Origin of the sequence: Shimia marina (assembly GCF_001458175.1) — a bacterium.
In the GTDB taxonomy this organism is placed as follows: Bacteria; Pseudomonadota; Alphaproteobacteria; order Rhodobacterales; family Rhodobacteraceae; genus Shimia; species Shimia marina.
In genome coordinates this window covers 205,963-222,591 of record NZ_CYPW01000024.1, presented here as the reverse complement: position 1 = coordinate 222,591, position 16,629 = coordinate 205,963, and the positions used below count along the sequence as shown (strand labels likewise).

General features: G+C 57.7%; 18 protein-coding genes. 11 read left to right on the top strand and 7 right to left on the bottom strand.

Going from position 1 to position 16,629, the window contains the following annotated elements; all coding sequences use genetic code 11:
* Positions 1 to 32: 32 nt before the first annotated feature.
* Positions 33 to 707 (bottom strand): hypothetical protein, encoded by a 675-nt coding sequence (locus SHM7688_RS11870; protein ID WP_149687248.1) that lies wholly within the window; start codon positions 705 to 707, stop codon positions 33 to 35.
* Positions 708 to 726: 19 nt separating this feature from the next.
* Positions 727 to 1,857 (bottom strand): tRNA guanosine(34) transglycosylase Tgt, encoded by a 1,131-nt coding sequence (gene tgt / locus SHM7688_RS11865; protein ID WP_058240252.1) that lies wholly within the window; start codon positions 1,855 to 1,857, stop codon positions 727 to 729.
* A 132-nt stretch (positions 1,858 to 1,989) separates the two neighbouring features.
* Between tgt and SHM7688_RS11860 the strand changes: the two genes are divergently transcribed.
* The 5 genes from SHM7688_RS11860 (at position 1,990) to tpiA (ending at position 4,980) form a co-directional block, all read left to right on the top strand.
* On the top strand, positions 1,990 to 2,874 hold the full coding sequence (locus SHM7688_RS11860) for an SPFH domain-containing protein (protein WP_058240145.1): 885 nt from the start codon (positions 1,990 to 1,992) through the stop codon (positions 2,872 to 2,874).
* 3 nt (positions 2,875 to 2,877) lie between these two features.
* Entirely contained in the window at positions 2,878 to 3,153 is a 276-nt protein-coding gene (locus tag SHM7688_RS11855) for an NfeD family protein (protein ID WP_058240144.1), read from the top strand.
* 209 nt (positions 3,154 to 3,362) lie between these two features.
* The gene (locus tag SHM7688_RS11850; RefSeq protein ID WP_058240143.1) at positions 3,363 to 3,737 is read left to right on the top strand and encodes an SUF system Fe-S cluster assembly protein; all 375 of its coding nucleotides are present in this window, start codon (positions 3,363 to 3,365) and stop codon (positions 3,735 to 3,737) included.
* Between the two features lie 28 nt (positions 3,738 to 3,765).
* The gene (locus SHM7688_RS11845) at positions 3,766 to 4,164 is read left to right on the top strand and encodes a HesB/IscA family protein (protein ID WP_058240142.1); all 399 of its coding nucleotides are present in this window, start codon (positions 3,766 to 3,768) and stop codon (positions 4,162 to 4,164) included.
* A gap of 69 nt (positions 4,165 to 4,233) precedes the next feature.
* Entirely contained in the window at positions 4,234 to 4,980 is a 747-nt protein-coding gene (tpiA, locus tag SHM7688_RS11840) for a triose-phosphate isomerase (protein WP_058240141.1), read from the top strand.
* Positions 4,981 to 5,324: 344 nt separating this feature from the next.
* On the opposite strand, the gene SHM7688_RS11835 is transcribed toward tpiA, so the two are convergent.
* The 3 genes from SHM7688_RS11835 to SHM7688_RS11825 all read right to left on the bottom strand — a co-directional run bounded on the left by SHM7688_RS11835 (position 5,325) and on the right by SHM7688_RS11825 (position 8,500).
* Positions 5,325 to 6,728: a TRAP transporter large permease gene (locus tag SHM7688_RS11835; RefSeq protein ID WP_058240140.1), complete on the bottom strand. Its 1,404-nt coding sequence runs from the start codon at positions 6,726 to 6,728 to the stop codon at positions 5,325 to 5,327.
* Positions 6,728 to 7,393, bottom strand: a complete 666-nt coding sequence (locus SHM7688_RS11830) for a TRAP transporter small permease (protein WP_058240251.1) — start codon at positions 7,391 to 7,393, stop codon at positions 6,728 to 6,730. Before SHM7688_RS11830 ends, SHM7688_RS11835 begins: the two co-directional genes overlap by 1 nt.
* 102 nt (positions 7,394 to 7,495) lie before the next feature.
* On the bottom strand, positions 7,496 to 8,500 hold the full coding sequence (locus SHM7688_RS11825) for a DctP family TRAP transporter solute-binding subunit (protein ID WP_058240139.1): 1,005 nt from the start codon (positions 8,498 to 8,500) through the stop codon (positions 7,496 to 7,498).
* Between the two features lie 364 nt (positions 8,501 to 8,864).
* Here SHM7688_RS11825 and pth point away from each other — a divergent pair, with 364 nt between their 5' ends.
* From pth to SHM7688_RS11810, 3 genes are all read left to right on the top strand, one after another.
* Positions 8,865 to 9,584, top strand: a complete 720-nt coding sequence (gene pth, locus SHM7688_RS11820) for an aminoacyl-tRNA hydrolase (RefSeq protein WP_058240138.1) — start codon at positions 8,865 to 8,867, stop codon at positions 9,582 to 9,584.
* On the top strand, positions 9,581 to 10,624 hold the full coding sequence (locus SHM7688_RS11815; RefSeq protein ID WP_058240137.1) for a DUF2332 domain-containing protein: 1,044 nt from the start codon (positions 9,581 to 9,583) through the stop codon (positions 10,622 to 10,624). The genes pth and SHM7688_RS11815 overlap by 4 nt, the downstream gene beginning before the upstream one ends.
* A gap of 97 nt (positions 10,625 to 10,721) precedes the next feature.
* Positions 10,722 to 11,885, top strand: a complete 1,164-nt coding sequence (locus SHM7688_RS11810) for a serine hydrolase domain-containing protein (protein ID WP_058240136.1) — start codon at positions 10,722 to 10,724, stop codon at positions 11,883 to 11,885.
* Positions 11,886 to 11,951: 66 nt separating this feature from the next.
* On the opposite strand, the gene SHM7688_RS11805 is transcribed toward SHM7688_RS11810, so the two are convergent.
* Positions 11,952 to 13,316: an FAD-dependent oxidoreductase gene (locus SHM7688_RS11805; protein WP_083499044.1), complete on the bottom strand. Its 1,365-nt coding sequence runs from the start codon at positions 13,314 to 13,316 to the stop codon at positions 11,952 to 11,954.
* A 139-nt stretch (positions 13,317 to 13,455) separates the two neighbouring features.
* On the opposite strand from SHM7688_RS11805, the gene SHM7688_RS11800 reads away from it, so the two are divergent.
* The 3 genes from SHM7688_RS11800 to SHM7688_RS11790 all read left to right on the top strand — a co-directional run bounded on the left by SHM7688_RS11800 (position 13,456) and on the right by SHM7688_RS11790 (position 16,040).
* Entirely contained in the window at positions 13,456 to 13,830 is a 375-nt protein-coding gene (locus SHM7688_RS11800) for a DUF2237 family protein (protein WP_058240135.1), read from the top strand.
* Between the two features lie 116 nt (positions 13,831 to 13,946).
* Positions 13,947 to 14,267 carry a heme-degrading protein HmuQ gene (hmuQ, locus tag SHM7688_RS11795; RefSeq protein WP_058240134.1) on the top strand — a complete coding sequence of 107 codons (321 nt, stop codon included), beginning with the start codon at positions 13,947 to 13,949 and terminating at the stop codon, positions 14,265 to 14,267.
* A gap of 246 nt (positions 14,268 to 14,513) precedes the next feature.
* Positions 14,514 to 16,040 (top strand): alpha/beta hydrolase family protein, encoded by a 1,527-nt coding sequence (locus SHM7688_RS11790; RefSeq protein WP_058240133.1) that lies wholly within the window; start codon positions 14,514 to 14,516, stop codon positions 16,038 to 16,040.
* Positions 16,041 to 16,111: 71 nt separating this feature from the next.
* On the opposite strand, the gene SHM7688_RS11785 is transcribed toward SHM7688_RS11790, so the two are convergent.
* The gene (locus SHM7688_RS11785; protein ID WP_223229207.1) at positions 16,112 to 16,606 is read right to left on the bottom strand and encodes a helix-turn-helix transcriptional regulator; all 495 of its coding nucleotides are present in this window, start codon (positions 16,604 to 16,606) and stop codon (positions 16,112 to 16,114) included.
* Between the last annotated feature and the right edge of the window lie 23 nt (positions 16,607 to 16,629).

The window sequence follows — 16,629 nt, the reverse complement described above, 5'->3', positions numbered from 1 at the left end:
GCAGACGTCGCCCCCAAAGCGGCCAATCTCAATCACCCGAGCTGACACATCAGATAGATATCAACGTAGCCCTTTTGGTATCTTCTGAAATTTATTACGGGAATATCTTCGGCTTCAGACAGCAAATCGCCATATCCGGCGCGTTTAAGCTCCGCATTGCTTAGCCCTAGGATCGCATCCAAATTACCACCAGACACTTCAACGACGCGCGCAGATTGTTCGGCGCTCAAAGAGGCTCGTTGCCGATTACGGTCATCCACCTGCACTTGCCCATCAACGCAGATTGTCACTTGGGAAACTGCAGTCGCCAACAAAAGCAAACTCTCATCCGCCCTTTCGATGAGAATATTGTAGTGCGCATGCGACACAAGAGAATCCGGGATTGCGCTCAAGTAGGCTGGCAGAATTTTATTCTCCCGCGCCACAGCAATGCCACCGTAGTGATCAAGTTCCACGGTATAGTAAATGCGTTTCAAGTCTTTAGACGCATCTGTCGCCCGCACCGAGACGCCCACGCTCCCCGCTCGACTGCCATCTTTCAAGCGAAATGGCACATTTCCTGCTCGGGTCCAAAAGGAGAACGGATCAGCCAAGACCTCTGGCGCTGGTTGGGTCGGAGGGCTCTGAGGAGTGCCCCCACCAAGACAGGCTGCCAAAACCAGACAGGACAGACTTAACAGCACTCCTAAACGTATCACCTTGGTCAAAAAACACTCCATAAATGGCTCAAAGCGGCTCGATATCGCCCTGAGCCTGCATCTCTTGGAACTGTTTTTCCCAAGCGTCAAACGTACCTGCGGCAATCGCATCCCGCATCTCCTGCATGATCTGCTGGAAGTAATGCAGGTTGTGCCAGGTGAGCAGCATGCCGGAGATCATCTCGTTGCTGCGGAACACATGGTGCAGATAGGCGCGGGAATAATTCTGACACGCCGGACAGGTGCAGGCCTCATCCAGTGGCCGCGGGTCATCCGCATGGCGCGCGTTTTTGATGTTCACGACCCCGCGGCGCGTAAACACCTGCCCTGTGCGGCCAGAGCGGCTGGGCAGCACACAATCCATCATGTCGATGCCGCGTTTGACCGCGCCCACAATGTCAGAGGGTTTACCCACCCCCATGAGATAGCGCGGCTTGTCCACAGGCAACATATCCGGCGCGTAATCCAGACAGCCAAACATGGCCTCCTGCCCTTCCCCAACCGCAAGACCGCCCACCGCATAGCCGTCAAAGCCGATCTCTTTAAGCGCCTCAGCACTCTCTTCGCGGAAATCCTGCTCAAGACCACCCTGCTGAATACCAAAGAGCGCATGCCCGGGGCGATCCCCGAAAGCGTCACGCGACCGCTGCGCCCAACGCATCGACAGGCGCATGCTCTCTGCAATCCGGTCCCGATCCGCAGGCAGGGCCGGACATTCGTCAAAACACATGACAATATCACTGCCCAAGAGCTTCTGGATCTCCATGGAGCGTTCCGGTGTTAGCGCGTGTTTGGAGCCATCAATATGGCTTTTGAACGTCACGCCCTCTTCGGTCAGCTTGCGCAGCCCGGCAAGGCTCATCACCTGAAACCCCCCGCTGTCCGTCAGAATAGGCCGCTCCCAGTTCATGAACTTATGCAAACCGCCCAGCCGATCAATCCGCTCTGCCGTGGGCCGCAACATCAGATGATAGGTGTTGCCCAACAAGATATCCGCCCCCGTGGCGCGCACGCTTTCTGGCATCATTGCTTTCACCGTCGCCGCCGTGCCCACCGGCATAAAGGCCGGCGTGCGAATATCGCCACGCGGCGTGGAAATCACCCCGGTGCGGGCCTTGCCGTCGGTGGCATTGAGCGAAAAGGAAAACTTCTGAGACATCATGCGCCTTTTGATCGGGAAGATTGTGGCTATTTTCCCCCTCTCTACGCGCTCAGGCAGAGCTTGTAAAACACCCGCCAATCGCCATATTGCAAACCATAGAAATACAACCATTTTCTGGAGTGCATATAGATGAGCGAAGACCTGATCCTGGGGCTTTTGAGCGAAAACATCGTGATCCTTCTGGCGGCGGTCTTCCTGATTGTCGTGGTCCTCAAAGGGGTGCGCATTGTGCCTCAATCCGAAAAACATGTGGTGGAGCGTTTTGGCCGCCTGCATTCGGTGCTGGGCCCTGGCATCAACTTTGTGGTGCCATTTCTGGATGTGGTGCGTCACCAGATCTCCATTCTGGAGCGCCAGTTGCCCAACGCCACACAGGACGCCATCACCAAAGACAACGTGCTCGTGCAGATCGACACATCGGTTTTCTATCGCATTCTGGAGCCGGAAAAGACCGTTTACCGCATCCGGGACGTGGATGGGGCCATTGCCACCACCGTGGCCGGGATCGTGCGTGCCGAAATCGGCAAAATGGATCTGGACGAAGTGCAATCCAACCGGGCCAATCTGATCGCCTCCATTCAATCCAGCGTCGAAACCGCCGTGGATGATTGGGGGATCGAGGTCACGCGCGCTGAAATTCTGGATGTGAATCTGGATCAGGCCACCCGCGACGCCATGTTGCAACAGCTCAACGCCGAACGCGCCCGCCGCGCACAGGTGACAGAAGCCGAAGGCCAAAAACGCGCTGTGGAACTTCAGGCGGACGCCGAACTCTATGCGGCCGAACAAACCGCCAAAGCCCGTCGCATCGGTGCTGAGGCAGAAGCCTATGCCACCGGCGTTGTGGCACAAGCCATCAAGGAAAACGGTCTGGAAGCGGCGCAATATCAAGTGGCTCTAAAACAGGTTGAGGCGCTCAATGCACTGGGCAATGGGGATGGCAAACAGACAATTGTCCTGCCTGCCGCCGCGCTGGAAGCCTTTGGTGACGCCTTCAAACTGCTGAAAGGATAACGCATGACGGATTATCTGGTTGTCTGGTGGGTCTGGCTCGCGTTCGCGCTTGTGCTCGCCATTCTGGAAGTACTTGCACCGGGATTTATCTTTCTCGGTTTTGCCGCCGGAGCAGCGCTTGTGGGGCTCGCACTGTTGACGCCGCTGCAGGCGCTCTCCCTACCGGTCATCCTCCTAGGTTTTGCCGTCCTCAGCCTCGCGAGCTGGCTGTTGCTGCGGCGTGTGTTCTCCCTTCCCGGCGGACAGGTCAAAAAATTTCATCACGACATCAACGACTGACCCACAAAGACACCCTCCCGCCCCCGCATCCGCGCAGCCAAGGCTGCTTGTGCGGGGTTGGGCCCGGCTCAGCTGCGCTGAGCCTCGCCGACCGCCAGCGTCAGCGCAAAACACCGCCCAAACGCAGACGGAATTCACACACGCTCCCCTCTGGACGTGGCAGGCAAGTTTTCCTATATGAAAAACTCAGGATTTTTGTAGGACAGACTATGACTCAAGCTCCAGATCCCGCCGTGGAACCGGTCGAAGGCACCCCATTGATTGCGCCCTCCAGTGTTGATCACCCCCTGCACGAGCAGATTGTTGAAGCCTGCCGCAGCGTGTACGATCCGGAAATCCCGGTAAACATCTATGATCTTGGCCTGATCTACACGGTCGAGATCAATGCGGAAAACGACGTGAATGTGATCATGACCCTTACAGCGCCGGGTTGCCCTGTGGCAGGTGAAATGCCAGGCTGGGTTCAGGAAGCTGTGGCCGGTGTGGGCGGCGTACGCACTGTCGAAGTGGCGCTGGTCTGGCACCCCCCTTGGGGCATGGAAATGATGAGCGACGAAGCCCGGCTTGAATTGGGCTTCATGTGATATTCCAATTCGTTAGAAAGGAAAGCTGATGTTTGGCATTCCCGGAAAACAAGCTGTGACAATGACGCCAACTGCCGCCAAGCAGATCGCGCGCCTTATGTCCAAAGAAGGCCACGCCGGTCTGCGGATCGGCGTCAAGAAAGGCGGCTGCGCGGGCATGGAATACACCATGGACTACGTGACCGACCGCGACCCGCATGATGAGGTGGTGGAACAGGACGGCGCCATTGTCATGATCGCGCCCATGGCCCAGATGTTCCTCTTTGGCACAGAAATTGACTATGAAACTTCGCTTCTGGAAAGCGGTTTCAAATTCAACAACCCCAATGTGGCAGATGCCTGCGGATGCGGCGAATCCATCAAGTTTAAGGACATGGATGAGTTGACTGAACAGGTTGCTGCAAACGGCGCGCCAAAACTGACGTGACGGCCTTGACCTAGGCCGCCTTGCCCCGCATGACTGACGCGTAAATCGCGATTTCGGAAGGGGCAATTTATGCGACGTAAGCTGGCAGCAGGCAATTGGAAGATGAACGGCACCGCGGCGGCGCTGTCAGAACTTGAGGCTTTGGGCAAGGTTCCACAGGCCGCTAACACAGATGTGTTGATCTGCCCCCCTGCTACGCTGCTGTCGCGTGCCAAAGATGTCGCCGGCGAGGCCGTGCTTGTTGGCGGGCAGGATTGCCACGCCTCTCAAAGTGGCGCACACACAGGGGACATCTCCGCTGACATGCTGAAAGATGCCGGGGCAAGCCATGTGATCCTCGGGCATTCCGAACGTCGTGAAGACCACGGCGAAACGGACGCAGACGTGGCGGCCAAAACCCGCGCGGCGTGGCAGGCAGGGCTTGTCGCTGTGGTGTGCCTTGGCGAAAGCCTTGAGGAACGTGAGGCGGGCAACACCCTCGCCGTGATCGGCGCACAGCTCGCAGGCTCCCTGCCCGACGATGTCACCGCAGAGAACCTTGTGATCGCATATGAACCAATCTGGGCCATTGGCACAGGCAAAGTGCCCACGCTGGCGCAAATCGGCGAAGTGCATGATTTCATGCGCACAACCCTGACAGAGCGCTTTGGCACCGCCATCGGCGACGCGCTTCCGCTGCTCTATGGCGGCTCCGTGAAGCCGGGCAATGCGGCAGAAATCTTTGCCGTCTCCAACGTGGACGGCGCGCTTGTCGGTGGTGCCAGCCTGAAGGCGGCCGATTTTGGCGCCATCATCACGGCTCTTGACGCGGCCTGACCCCACTTGAGCAGCACAGGTTCGGGCGCACCAAAGCGCCCGCACAGCGGCCTAGCCTTGAGCCGGGCCATGCACACCTGACACTTGGGGCGGGCGCGTTCAGGGCAGACCAGCCCCTGACTGAACCGCTTCTAAAGCCGTTTGCGTTTTATATGAGGCAAAGGGATCGCTGTTCGCGTTCGACCGAAAGGGAGAGGCAGCGAACAGGCGTTTCAGATCAAACGCAAACGGCTATAGGCAAAACTTTCCGCACACACAGACAACAAAAAGCGACGCCCCGAGATCGGAGCGTCGCCTTGCGTTTTTCTGAATAAGAGCGCGCGGAAGCGCACCGCTTACCTCCCCTAATTGGTGATGATCTCCGGCCCCATGACCGCATTGGGCAGCACAGTGGAAATCCACGGAATATAGGTGATCATGATCAGGAAGACGAAGAGCACCGCAAGGAACGGCAATGCCGCCCGCACCACGCCCATCATCGGCATCCCGGCCACACCGGAGGTCACAAAGAGGTTGAGACCCACCGGCGGTGTGATCATCCCGATCTCCATGTTCACCACCATGATGATGCCCAGATGGATCGGATCAATGCCCAGCTCAATCGCAATTGGGAACACCAGCGGCGCCACGATCACCAGAAGGCCTGACGGCTCCATGAACTGACCACCGATCAACAGGATCACATTGACCACAATCAGGAACATCACCGGGCCAAACCCCGCCGAAAGCATCGCATTGGCGATGGTCTGCGGCACCTGCTGTTCGGTCAGAACATGCTTCAGGATCAGCGCGTTGGCGATCACAAACAGCAGCGTGACGGTCAGCTTTCCCGCTTCAAACAAAGCATGCCGCGTGTCCGCATGGAAAAATGACGGCACGAAGTAGACAACCGTTTGGCCAATGAACTTCGGCAACATCTTGAAAAATTCCAGAAGGCTCTGAGGCTTGGCCTCATCTTTCAGTGGCCCCATGTCCCGATATACAAAAGTCGCGACAAAGAAAGCATAGACAGATGCGACTGCCGCAGCCTCCGTTGGCGTGAAAATACCGCCGTAGATACCACCCAGAATGATCACAATCAGGAAGAGACCAGCCGAGGCATTCAGGCTCGCCCAAAGAATCTCACCAAAGCCCTTCCATTCGCCTTTGGGCAGGTTTTTCACCTTCGCCATCACATAGATGGTCACCATCAGCATCAGTCCTGCCAAAAGGCCCGGGATCACACCCGCAAGGAACATTCGGCCCACGGAGACTTCCACCGCTGCGGCATAAACCACCATCACGATGGAGGGCGGGATCAGAATGCCCAGCGTCCCTGCGTTACAGATCACACCGGCGGCAAATTCTTTGGTGTAGCCAACTTGGCGCATACCCGCGATCACGATGGAGCCAATCGCCACAACCGTTGCTGGAGAGGAGCCTGAAAGTGCTGCAAACATCATGCAGGCAAACACACCCGCAATCGCCAGACCGCCGGGCAGATGCCCCACACAGGCGATGGAGAAGCGGATGATGCGGCGCGCCACGCCACCCGTGGTCATGAACGAACTGGCCAGAATGAAGAAGGGGATCGCCAGAAGCGTGAAATGCCCCTCAAAGGCTTCAAACAGCGTGCCCGCCACAGAGGCCAGCGTGGCATCGCCGAAAAGCAGCAGGAACAGGATCGAGCTGAGACCGAGGGAGACCGCAATCGGCACCCCGATCAGCAAGAGGCCAATCACCATGGCAAAAAGTAGAACAACAGCCATCAGTCATGCTCCCCCTGAAGTGCGCGCACTTCTGCAATTTCATCTTCGACCTCATGGCTGGCCACCAGACGGTCGGTTTCCCCTTTCAGGACAGCCACCGCAGCCTGCGCAAAGCGATAGACCAGCAACAGCATGGAAATCGGCAACACAATATACGGCACCACTTTCGGCAGCTTTTCGTATGCGTCGCCATAGTTGATCAGGTCTTCGAGAAAGGCGAAGGCACCAATCATCGGCACATCCTGCACCTCATAGAAAGACTGGCTGCGCGCCTTCATATCAAAGCCGGTTGGGAACCAACGGCCCGACGTGGGCGGCAGATCGGCAAACACGGCCCAGTAATCATAGGCGCCCTTCAGCATCAGCAACGAAAAGACCAGACAGGCCGCCGCCGCAATCAGGCCGAGCACGCGCGCCGTGGCCGGGCTCACCATATTCAGGATCGCGTCCACGCCCAGATGGCTGTGTTTCTTGACGGCATAAGAGGCGCCCAGAAGCACCAGCCAGGCAAAAAGGAAGACCGTCGCCTCCAGCGCCCAGAGAATGTTTGAGTTGAAACCGAACCGGGCAATCACATTGGCAAAGGTGATCAATGTCATGCTGCCCAGAAGAAACGCAATCAGCGTCTCTTCGATCCGGTCCACAAAGCTATGCTTGGTTTGCATTGTCCCGCGTCCCGCTTGTGTTTTTGTGGATTTTGGTTGCAAAACGGGCGGGCCATTGGCGGCCCGCCCGCTCATTTTTGGGTCAGGTTTTAAGCCTGAAACTTAGCCCGCAGCGTTGATCGCCTGCGCGGCATCAATGTTGTCTTGACCAACGTCATCGGTGAATTTTTCCCAGACCGGCTTCATGGCTTCTACCCATGCCGCACGTTGCTCTGGGGTCAGTTCACGGATGGTGCCACCCGCATCAACGATGGACTGACGCGCCGCCAGGTTCACAGCTTCCGCTTCCTGGTTCCGGGTGTGGGTCACTTCCTGGAAGATGGTGATGAACTGAGTGCGCACGTCTTCTGGCAGGCTGTCCAGCCAGTCAACAGAGGTCACAACCAGATAGTCGAGAATGCCGTGGTTGGTTTCTGTGACACCGTCCTGCACCTCAAAGAACTTCTTGCCGTAGATGTTGGACCAGGTGTTTTCCTGACCATCCACAACGCCCTGCTGCAGCGCGCCGTAGACTTCAGAGAAGGCCATCTTCTGCGGGGAGCCACCCATGGCTTCCATCTGCGCAACCAGCACATCTGAGGACTGCACACGGAACTTCAGGCCGTTCGCATCAGACGGATCCAGCAGCGGCACATTCGCAGACATCTGCTTCATGCCATTGTGCCAGTAGCCCAGCCCTTGCAGACCGCGACGCTGCATGCTGTCCAGCATGGCCTGACCGTTGTCAGAGGCCTGGAACGCATCCACGGCCGCGATGTCTTTGAACATGAATGGCAGGTCAAACAGGCGGAACTGTTTGGTGAATTTTTCAAACTTGGACAGCGAAGGCGCGGCCAGCTGCACGTCACCCTGCAGCATCGCTTCCAACACTTTGTTGTCGTTATAGAGCGTGGAGTTCGGGAAGACCTCCATGCACATCTTGCCGTCCATCTCTTCGTTAACACGCTTTTCCAAGAGCGACGCCGCAATGCCCTTTGGGTGCTTGTCGGTGTTGGTCACATGGCTGAATTTAACAACGATCTCACCATCGTCACAGGCCGCAGCAGCAAAGCTTGCGCCCGTCACAGTCAGAGCCATCGCCGTCGCAGCAGTGGTCAAGAACTTCATATTTTTTCCTCCCGGTAAACAGTCAAAGTCCCTCCGGCACCCTCCGATGCCTGATGACGAAACTGTGACGCCCCTAAAACCACCACTCAACAGATTCTTTACTCCCCCTGAAAATTGAAATTTTATTACGTATTCACAGACGCTTACCACACAAAAGATCTTAATCACGTTTCCTTGCAGACTGTCAGCGTGCGATTTCCCGCACGCGCTGCACCAAAGTTGTGCGAAATTCCGCACAACCCTGTTTTTCCAACCAACCCTGTTTTTCCAACAGAGGGTCGCACACCAAGACCAAACGGAGTGATTTGCCTGATGGTTGCTCCACGATTATACTGCAGCGCAGAAATGACAGCAGGCAGACTTTATGAAACTCTTCGTTGGCCTTGGAAATCCGGGCTCAAAATACGCGCAGAACCGTCACAACATCGGCTTCATGGCCATGGATCAGATCGCGGATGATCACGGCTTTGCCCCTTTCAAAGGCAAGTTTCAGGGCGCCATCACCGAAGGGCGACTGGGGCGCGAGAAAGTCCTGCTTCTCAAACCCGAAACCTTCATGAACCTCTCCGGCCAATCTGTTGGCGAGGCCATGCGGTTTTACAAACTGGCCCCGGAAGATGTGGTTGTCTTCCACGACGAATTGGATCTCGCACCGGGCAAACTAAAATATAAAATGGCGGGGGGGCACGCCGGCCACAATGGTCTGCGCTCCATTCATCAGCATCTCGGCGAAAACTACGGGCGGGTGCGTATGGGCATTGGCCATCCCGGTCGCAAGGATCTGGTGAGCCGCTACGTACTGCATGATTTTGCCAAAGCGGATCAGACCTGGCTGGATGATATGCTGCGGGGCATTTCCGACGGTGCCGCGCATCTGGCAGAAGGCGATACCGCAAAATTTTCCAACGCTGTGGCCATGCGCCTGAACCCGCCGCGCCCCTCAACCGGCACCAAAGGCCCCAAACCTAAAGCGGAGACGGCATCCAAAAAACCGGAGACCGCCAAGGCAGCCGCTGAAGACAAAGCGACCACAGCGCCAGACACACGCAGCGCGCTTCAAAAGTTAAAGGATAAGTTTTCATGAGTACCCTGTCGCAAGCTTTTCTGGACCAAGCCAACAGCTGTGAGGCGCTGGACAGCCCATTTATGGGGCGGCTTCTGCGTCTGCTGGCAGCACATTGGCCCGCGGACACCGAGCTTGCGACCAGATGCGCCGATTTTTCAGGCGATATTGGCCCCAAGGGGCACAGCCTGCCTTTGCGCATTGCCAGCGGCCTGCACGCGCTGGTGCTCCAAAACGCCGATCCCGCTCTGACAAATGTCTACCCGCCACATGCGTCCTCTGACGCCATTTTCAAAACAGAAATCATTGCGGCGCTGCATCGGCACGATGTCTTTCTCTGCGACTGGATCCGCAACACGCCACAAACCAATGAGGTGCGCCGCAGCGCGGTGCTGATCGCCGCTGCCCAGCTTCTGGCAGAGCGCTTTGACTTGCCTTTGAAACTCTCCGAACTGGGGGCCTCTGCGGGTCTCAATCTGATGTTTGAGAAATTTCATCTGGCGGTTGGCGAAGGCTATGGCCCGCAAAGTGACGTCCAGCTTGCGCCAAACTGGGAAGGCCCTCTGCCCCCGGCTGCCACCCTGAAGGTCGCCGAGCGCCGAGGGGTCGACCTTAACCCACTGGACTGTCACAGGGTCGACCATGCCCTGCGCCTGCAGGCCTACCTCTGGGCCGATCAGGCAGAGCGCCTGACCCGCACCCGCGCCGCCATCGCAGTCCATGACGCGCAGGTCGACGGCGGTGACGCCATTGACTGGCTGCAAACCCGTCTCAGCACGCCGGAGACGGGCATGGTGCACATGGTGTATTCCACCGTGGCTTGGCAGTATTTTCCGCCAGAAAAACAAAGGCAAGGCACGGACATCCTGATGCAATTCGGCCAGAAAGCCAGCCCAGACGCGCCCCTGGCCTGGCTCTCATATGAAGCAGACGACCAGACGCCCGGTGCTGCCGTGACGCTGCATCTGTGGACCGGTGATGCCCCGCAAGTCTGGCATTTGGGGCGCGCAGATTTCCATGGCCGCTGGATCAAATGGCAGGGACCAGCGCGCCTCCCCTGAACACATGGCCCACGCCTCTAACCCTACGTCAGCATTGCCGCACAGGGGGCCAAAATGCTCAACTGTGGGCGTTGTTTTGGGGAGAGGAAACAATCATATGCGCAGTTTTGGAAAATGGCTCGGCCGCATCCTGTTGATGCTGGCCCTCGCGGCAGGGGGCCTCTATGCGGTGAAGCGCGAAGAAATCACCCGCCTTCTGGCCGTCAACTCGCTCTTCTCCGAAGACAAAATCATCGCGAATTTCTCCAATATGGACACGCTGTTCCTCACCGCAGAGATTGACAAAGGCGACACCCCGGCCAGCCCCCTGCCCGCCGCGGCGCCCATGGACATGCCTGAGGGTTTTGACACATGGGTCCAAGAGCGCACCGTCACCGGCATGGTCGTGCTCAAAGATGGGGCTGTGGTTCATGAAAGCTATCATCAGGGCACCAGCGCGGAGGATCGCAAAATCAGCTGGTCCGTCGCCAAATCCTACCTGTCTTCGCTCACCGGCATTCTTGTGGCGGAGGGGCTGGTCGAGCTTGATGCGCCGGTCACGCAATACGCCCCGATATTGACCGGCTCTGCCTATGAGGGCGTGACCGTGAAAAACGTGTTGCAGATGTCGTCTGGCGTCACCTTTGATGAAGATTACCTCGACTTCAATTCCGACATCAATCGCATGGGGCGCGTGCTGGCGCTTGGCGGCACATTGGATGGCTTCGCCGCCGGTCTGACTGAAAGCTTCGTCGCGCCGGGCACACAGTTTCAATATGTCTCCATCGACACCCATGTGATTGGCATGGTGTTGCGCGGGGCCACAGGCCGCAGCATCCCCGATCTTCTGGGCGAAAAGATCATCTCAAAACTCGGCTATGAGGCCGCACCCTATTATGTCACCGATGGCGAAGGTGTGGCCTTTGTGCTCGGCGGGCTGAACATCCGCACACGCGACTACGCCCGCTTTGGACAGATGATCCTGCAAGAAGGCGTCTATGACGGCGCACAAGTGGTGCCTGCCGACTGGCTCGCCGCAGCCACCGTGCCCAGCGCCAACACAGCGGCGGGCAAGCTGCACTATGGCTACCAATGGTGGATGCCCAAAGACCCGCGCGCGGGCGAGTTCTTTGGCATCGGGGTCTATGGCCAATACATCTACATCAACCGTGCCGAAGGCGTGGTGATTGCCGTGAACTCAGCGGATCGCCGTTTTAAGGACGGCGGTGTGACCGATGGCAATATCGCCCTGTTTCGCGAAATCGCCGCAACCGCGCGCTGATTGCCTAAAAAGGCGGGGGCTGGCTGCCCCCGGACCCCCGCGGATATTTTCATCAAGAGGAAGGGTTCAGTGCACCCGCGCGCCTTGCCGCAGCAACTCCGCCTGAATGTCACTGATGGGCAAGTCATCCAGCGCCCGGTTCTGCTGCACCGACAAGGCCGCCGCCACGCCCGCGCCCTGACCGATCACCGCGCAGCAGGCCATATTGCGGGTGGCCGCATGCGCCACCTTATGCCCCGCCGTGGCACGGCCCGAAATCAGCAGGTTTTTTATGCCTTTGGGCAGCAGGTTACGATAGGGCACTTCAAAATAACGCCCGGTGGTTGGCAAAATGAGAATGCCATAGCCATCAATAAATTCAGGGAAAATCCCGATACTGTCCTCAAACCGCCCCTGCTCGCGCACATCCAGCTCGCCCATGGCATAGACCGTATCCACCTTGCGGGTGTCGCGAATGCCAAGGCTCATGCCAAAGTTTCTCAGGCGCGCATTCTCACAGCCCGGCAGGAAACGTTTGAGCGCCTCAATCGCCAGCATGGTCTGGCGGCGGCCTTCGATCTCACCCTGAGTGAGGCTGTCCGGATCAGTGCCGTCAATCCCATCGAGATGAATGAGGTTCATATAGGTCAGCTCGCCTGTGTCATGCATCGCCCCCCAGGTGCCTGCGATGGTGTTCAGATGGGGCGGGATCAGCCCGGCCTCGATGGCCTGCGCAAAGGGTTTGTAGAGGAAAGGGGAGAACATCTGATCCTCTTTGCCGGAGGTTTCGATGTTCCACTCCCCACCGCCGCCCCAATCAGCATAGGTCTGCGGATCGGCCTTGATGCCTTCCATGAAGGCGCTTTTGTCAACACCCGCGAGGTGGAACATCACCGAGGCCGCCATCAGATCTTCGCGCGGGGCCATCCGGCACGGCGCGCCAGCACGATGGGCCACATCCGCATCCCCGGTGGCGTCGATCACCACTTTGGCCAAAAGTGCCTCCCGCCCCGCCTTGGACTCGGTGATGATGCCTTTGATCTCATCGCCTTCCATGATCGGCGCCACAAAGGCGCGGTGTAGCATCGGGTGAATGCCGGCCTTCTGCACCATCTGATCTGCCACCAGTTTGAAGCCTTCGCTGTCAATCTCATAGCTCAGCGACTGGCTTTCGGGCACCGCCGCGCCGGCCTCCTTGGCGGCATCCTCAAACTCCTTGGGAATGCCCATGCTTTCGACCGTCTGTTCATGACGATACCAATGCATGCCCTCCACACCCACCACGGTGATATTGCCGCCAAAGCAGCCAAACCGCTCCACGAGGGTCACCTCAACGCCAGCACGCGCCGCAGCAAGTGCCGCAGACAGTCCGCCGGGGCCAGAGCCCACAACAAGCACATCGGTTTCATGGATCACATCTATCTGGCGGGCGGGTTCAGTAATTGTTTTCATAAGCGGCATGCTTTGCCGCATTGCCTGATCAGGTCAACAATTTTTTGAACCATCATTCAGGAATTGCCAAACCCAGACAGATCTCGCCCTGTCAGATCGGCCATTGCGCCCCCACACCCCATCATGCCAAGATCACGCCATGGTGCAAAAAGATCCCTCTCTCAATGTGCTGGGCACAGCCTTGACAGCCTGCTCGCGGGAACCCCTCACCGGGTTCTTTCGTGATGGGCACTGCAATACCTGTGCCGAGGATCAGGGCAGCCACACGGTCTGCGCTGTCATGACGGCAGAGTTTCTGGCCTATTCGAAATATGTGGGCAACGATCTGTCCACCCCGCGCCCGGAATTTAACTTCGCTGGGCTCAAGCCCGGAGATCAATGGTGCCTCTGCGCCGCACGGTTCCTGCAGGCGCATGACGAAGGCTGCGCCCCCAAAGTCAATCTGGATGCCACCCACCAGCGTGCGGTCGATATCGTGCCGCTGCATATCCTGCGACAACACGCCCAAGACTGATCTGACCGGACTGATATATTGACCTTTGCCCGTGGTCAGGATCAACTGCCACCCGAGCAAGCCAACGCATATGCCGCGCCAGTTCCATCCACTCCAAAACAATAGTGAGGCACCCCATGGGCTATATTGCCATGAACCGGTTCAAAATTGCGCCGGGCCGCGAGGCGGATTTTGAAGAGGTCTGGAAATCACGTGAGAGCCGTCTGAAAGAACTCAAGGGCTTTCGCGAATTCCGACTTTTGAAGGGCCCGCAAAACGAAGATCACACGCTCTATTCCAGCCATGTGCTCTGGGACAGCCGGGAAGACTTTGAGGCTTGGACCAAGTCCGAACAATTCCGCGATGCCCATCGCAACGCAGGCAAAAGCAAAACCGAAGGCGTCGTTGTTGGACCGCCAAATTTCGAAGGCTTTGAAACGGTTCTGCACGAAAGCTGAAACACCCAGTTTGAACCCGATCGCAAAGGCGCCCACCGTGGCGCCTTTGTACATGTGGCGGGTTCAAACCCTGCAAAATACACGCCTACCGATAGTGACCCAAAGTCAGAAAACGCGAATAAGAAGAACTTACGCAAAGTCATGCCCTTGGGTGACGCAACTACCCCCAAGCCCTACTGTTGACCGAATACCGTTACGTCAAAAAACCTTCTCTCGGGAGTTGAGGAGCTTTCACGGGAGGACAACATGGCTCTTTTTGAGTACCGCGGCCAGGATGGCCAGCATTTGGTGCAGGATTCACTGGACCTGATCAACTATGCCTATCATGGGCTTTTTGAGGGAGAGCGCGAACGCTATGAGGAGGATGGCTATATCGCGCTCAGCCTGGTGGAAACAGGTTTGGGTATTCTGACGGGGGGCGATGCCGTTGAGCGCAACAATGCCGCCGTCGCAGATGTCGAAGCGGCGGGCTGGACCGTGCTGACCGCAGAGGATCTTGGTCTGCCCTCTGATCGCACAGACGCGTTCCACACCTTCAACGGCCGCACGCCGCAGTTGCAGAACGCTCAGGCGGATGTGCTCGCGCAATATGACGAAAACGGCAATATGACCCAGATCGGGTTTGTCATTCGTGGCACCTCCGGACCGCTGGACAATGTGGTGCTCGATACCGTTGGCGATGCGCTCGATTATCTCGAATTTCTGACACGCAATCCCAACTATACCATTGATGCTTTCTCCGATGTGCTGGAGGCTGTGCGCGATCTGGCCATTGCCAACGGGCTGGATGCCTCTGACGTTCTGATCACCGGGCACTCGCTGGGTGGCGGCGCCACCACCAATCTGGCGGAAAACAGCGACACCTTCCTTGATGGGTTCTTTGTGGATGCCAACTACATTGGCGTGGCCACGCATTATGTGCCTGAAGACGGCAGCTCCGTTCTGGACAATGGTGCCGAAATTCTGAGCTTTGATTTTGAAAATGATCCCGTTGGGGCCGCCATTGCCAATGGCCTGCCCAATCTGCTGGGCAATGACACCAACTTCGAATTCAGCACTGACAATATTGTGGTCTTCAACGATCTCTATGACACCGCAGCCTTTGCGGGCGGGGGCGAGGTGATCAACCTGCTCACATGGACTGCACACCTCGACCATGTCTATCTCAATGCCTTCCAGCAGCTGATCCAATCCGAGTTCTATCAGGAAATGACCCGTGACAGCCTGATCATCGTGGCGGATCTGTCTGATGCCCGTCGCGGCGACACATGGGTCGAAGACATTGATCTGGCACTCGCAAACACCGGTCACTTTGGCGATGGGGCCTATATCATTGGCTCCGATTTTGATGACCGTCTGCGCGGCAACAATGACGACGACACCATCGAAGGCTTTACCGGTGATGACTGGATCGTTGGTCGTGGCGGCGATGACAGGCTGCTGGGCGGCGCAGGCAACGACCGTCTGGAAGGCGGATGGGGCGACGACAGGCTCACCGATGGCAGCGGCAGCGATGTGCTCGAAGGCGGCTGGGGCGAAGATGTCTTTGTGTTTATGCGTGATGGCGACCGCGACGAAATCACGGACTTCAACGAAGGCACGGATCTCATCGACATCTCCGCATGGGGCGTACAGTCAGCGGATGAACTCTCCATGCGGCGCACAGGCTGGGGCGAGGTGACCATCACCTATGAAGATGAAACCCTTGTGGTGGACTCTTCTGGCCTGCTGCCGTGGCTCTCGCTGGAAAACAACGACTTTATCTTTGCCTAAGGGCACCTATCGTTGGAAAAACAACACAAAGGGCGCCTCACCGGGGCGCCCTGCTTTATGCCCGGCAAATGTTATGTCGCGCCCGTCGCATCCGCCAGAAGATCGTCCAGAAACAGGCTCATCAGCTGCGCCCGCCCACTGACCCCCGCTTTGCGGTAGATCGCATTGCACTGCGCCTTCACCGTGCCCTCAGAGGTCTGACGCAGCTGCGCAATCTCTTGGATGGACAGCCCCTTGATGGAAAACAGCGCCACATCCCGCTCCGCCGGAGTCAACTGCCATGTGGCAAAACTTGCCTCCATATGATCCCGAAACGCCAATTGCACCTGCGCCAGACTGGCCTCCGCCCGCGCCCGTGCGCGCACCGCCTGACGCCAGGCAATCGCGCCAAGTCCCGCGCCCAGCAAAAGGCCCAGCGCGGCACCGATTTCCAGCAATTCGCGAATATGCCAGGCCACGGGCGCACTGCGCACGCCCACAAGCGTCAAAACGATGTCCGCCAGAAAGAACATCGCGCAGAGACTCTGCAACAGCAGCAGCCCAACAAGTACCCAGGGAGACTTCAAAAATCCGCCTCCGGCCCCGCACA

Excerpts from the sequence above, each read along its gene's own strand:
- SHM7688_RS11805 (WP_083499044.1), bottom strand. The coding sequence starts at position 13,316 with ATGAAAACAATTACTGAACCCGCCCGCCAGATAGATGTGATCCATGAA.
- SHM7688_RS11800 (WP_058240135.1), top strand. The coding sequence starts at position 13,456 with ATGGTGCAAAAAGATCCCTCTCTCAATGTGCTGGGCACAGCCTTGACA.
- tpiA (WP_058240141.1), top strand. The coding sequence starts at position 4,234 with ATGCGACGTAAGCTGGCAGCAGGCAATTGGAAGATGAACGGCACCGCG.
- pth (WP_058240138.1), top strand. The coding sequence starts at position 8,865 with ATGAAACTCTTCGTTGGCCTTGGAAATCCGGGCTCAAAATACGCGCAG.
- SHM7688_RS11830 (WP_058240251.1), bottom strand. The coding sequence starts at position 7,393 with ATGCAAACCAAGCATAGCTTTGTGGACCGGATCGAAGAGACGCTGATT.
- SHM7688_RS11835 (WP_058240140.1), bottom strand. The coding sequence starts at position 6,728 with ATGGCTGTTGTTCTACTTTTTGCCATGGTGATTGGCCTCTTGCTGATC.
- SHM7688_RS11860 (WP_058240145.1), top strand. The coding sequence starts at position 1,990 with ATGAGCGAAGACCTGATCCTGGGGCTTTTGAGCGAAAACATCGTGATC.
- tgt (WP_058240252.1), bottom strand. The coding sequence starts at position 1,857 with ATGTCTCAGAAGTTTTCCTTTTCGCTCAATGCCACCGACGGCAAGGCC.
- SHM7688_RS11845 (WP_058240142.1), top strand. The coding sequence starts at position 3,766 with ATGTTTGGCATTCCCGGAAAACAAGCTGTGACAATGACGCCAACTGCC.
- SHM7688_RS11855 (WP_058240144.1), top strand. The coding sequence starts at position 2,878 with ATGACGGATTATCTGGTTGTCTGGTGGGTCTGGCTCGCGTTCGCGCTT.
- SHM7688_RS11815 (WP_058240137.1), top strand. The coding sequence starts at position 9,581 with ATGAGTACCCTGTCGCAAGCTTTTCTGGACCAAGCCAACAGCTGTGAG.
- SHM7688_RS11810 (WP_058240136.1), top strand. The coding sequence starts at position 10,722 with ATGCGCAGTTTTGGAAAATGGCTCGGCCGCATCCTGTTGATGCTGGCC.
- hmuQ (WP_058240134.1), top strand. The coding sequence starts at position 13,947 with ATGGGCTATATTGCCATGAACCGGTTCAAAATTGCGCCGGGCCGCGAG.
- SHM7688_RS11825 (WP_058240139.1), bottom strand. The coding sequence starts at position 8,500 with ATGAAGTTCTTGACCACTGCTGCGACGGCGATGGCTCTGACTGTGACG.
- SHM7688_RS11850 (WP_058240143.1), top strand. The coding sequence starts at position 3,363 with ATGACTCAAGCTCCAGATCCCGCCGTGGAACCGGTCGAAGGCACCCCA.
- SHM7688_RS11790 (WP_058240133.1), top strand. The coding sequence starts at position 14,514 with ATGGCTCTTTTTGAGTACCGCGGCCAGGATGGCCAGCATTTGGTGCAG.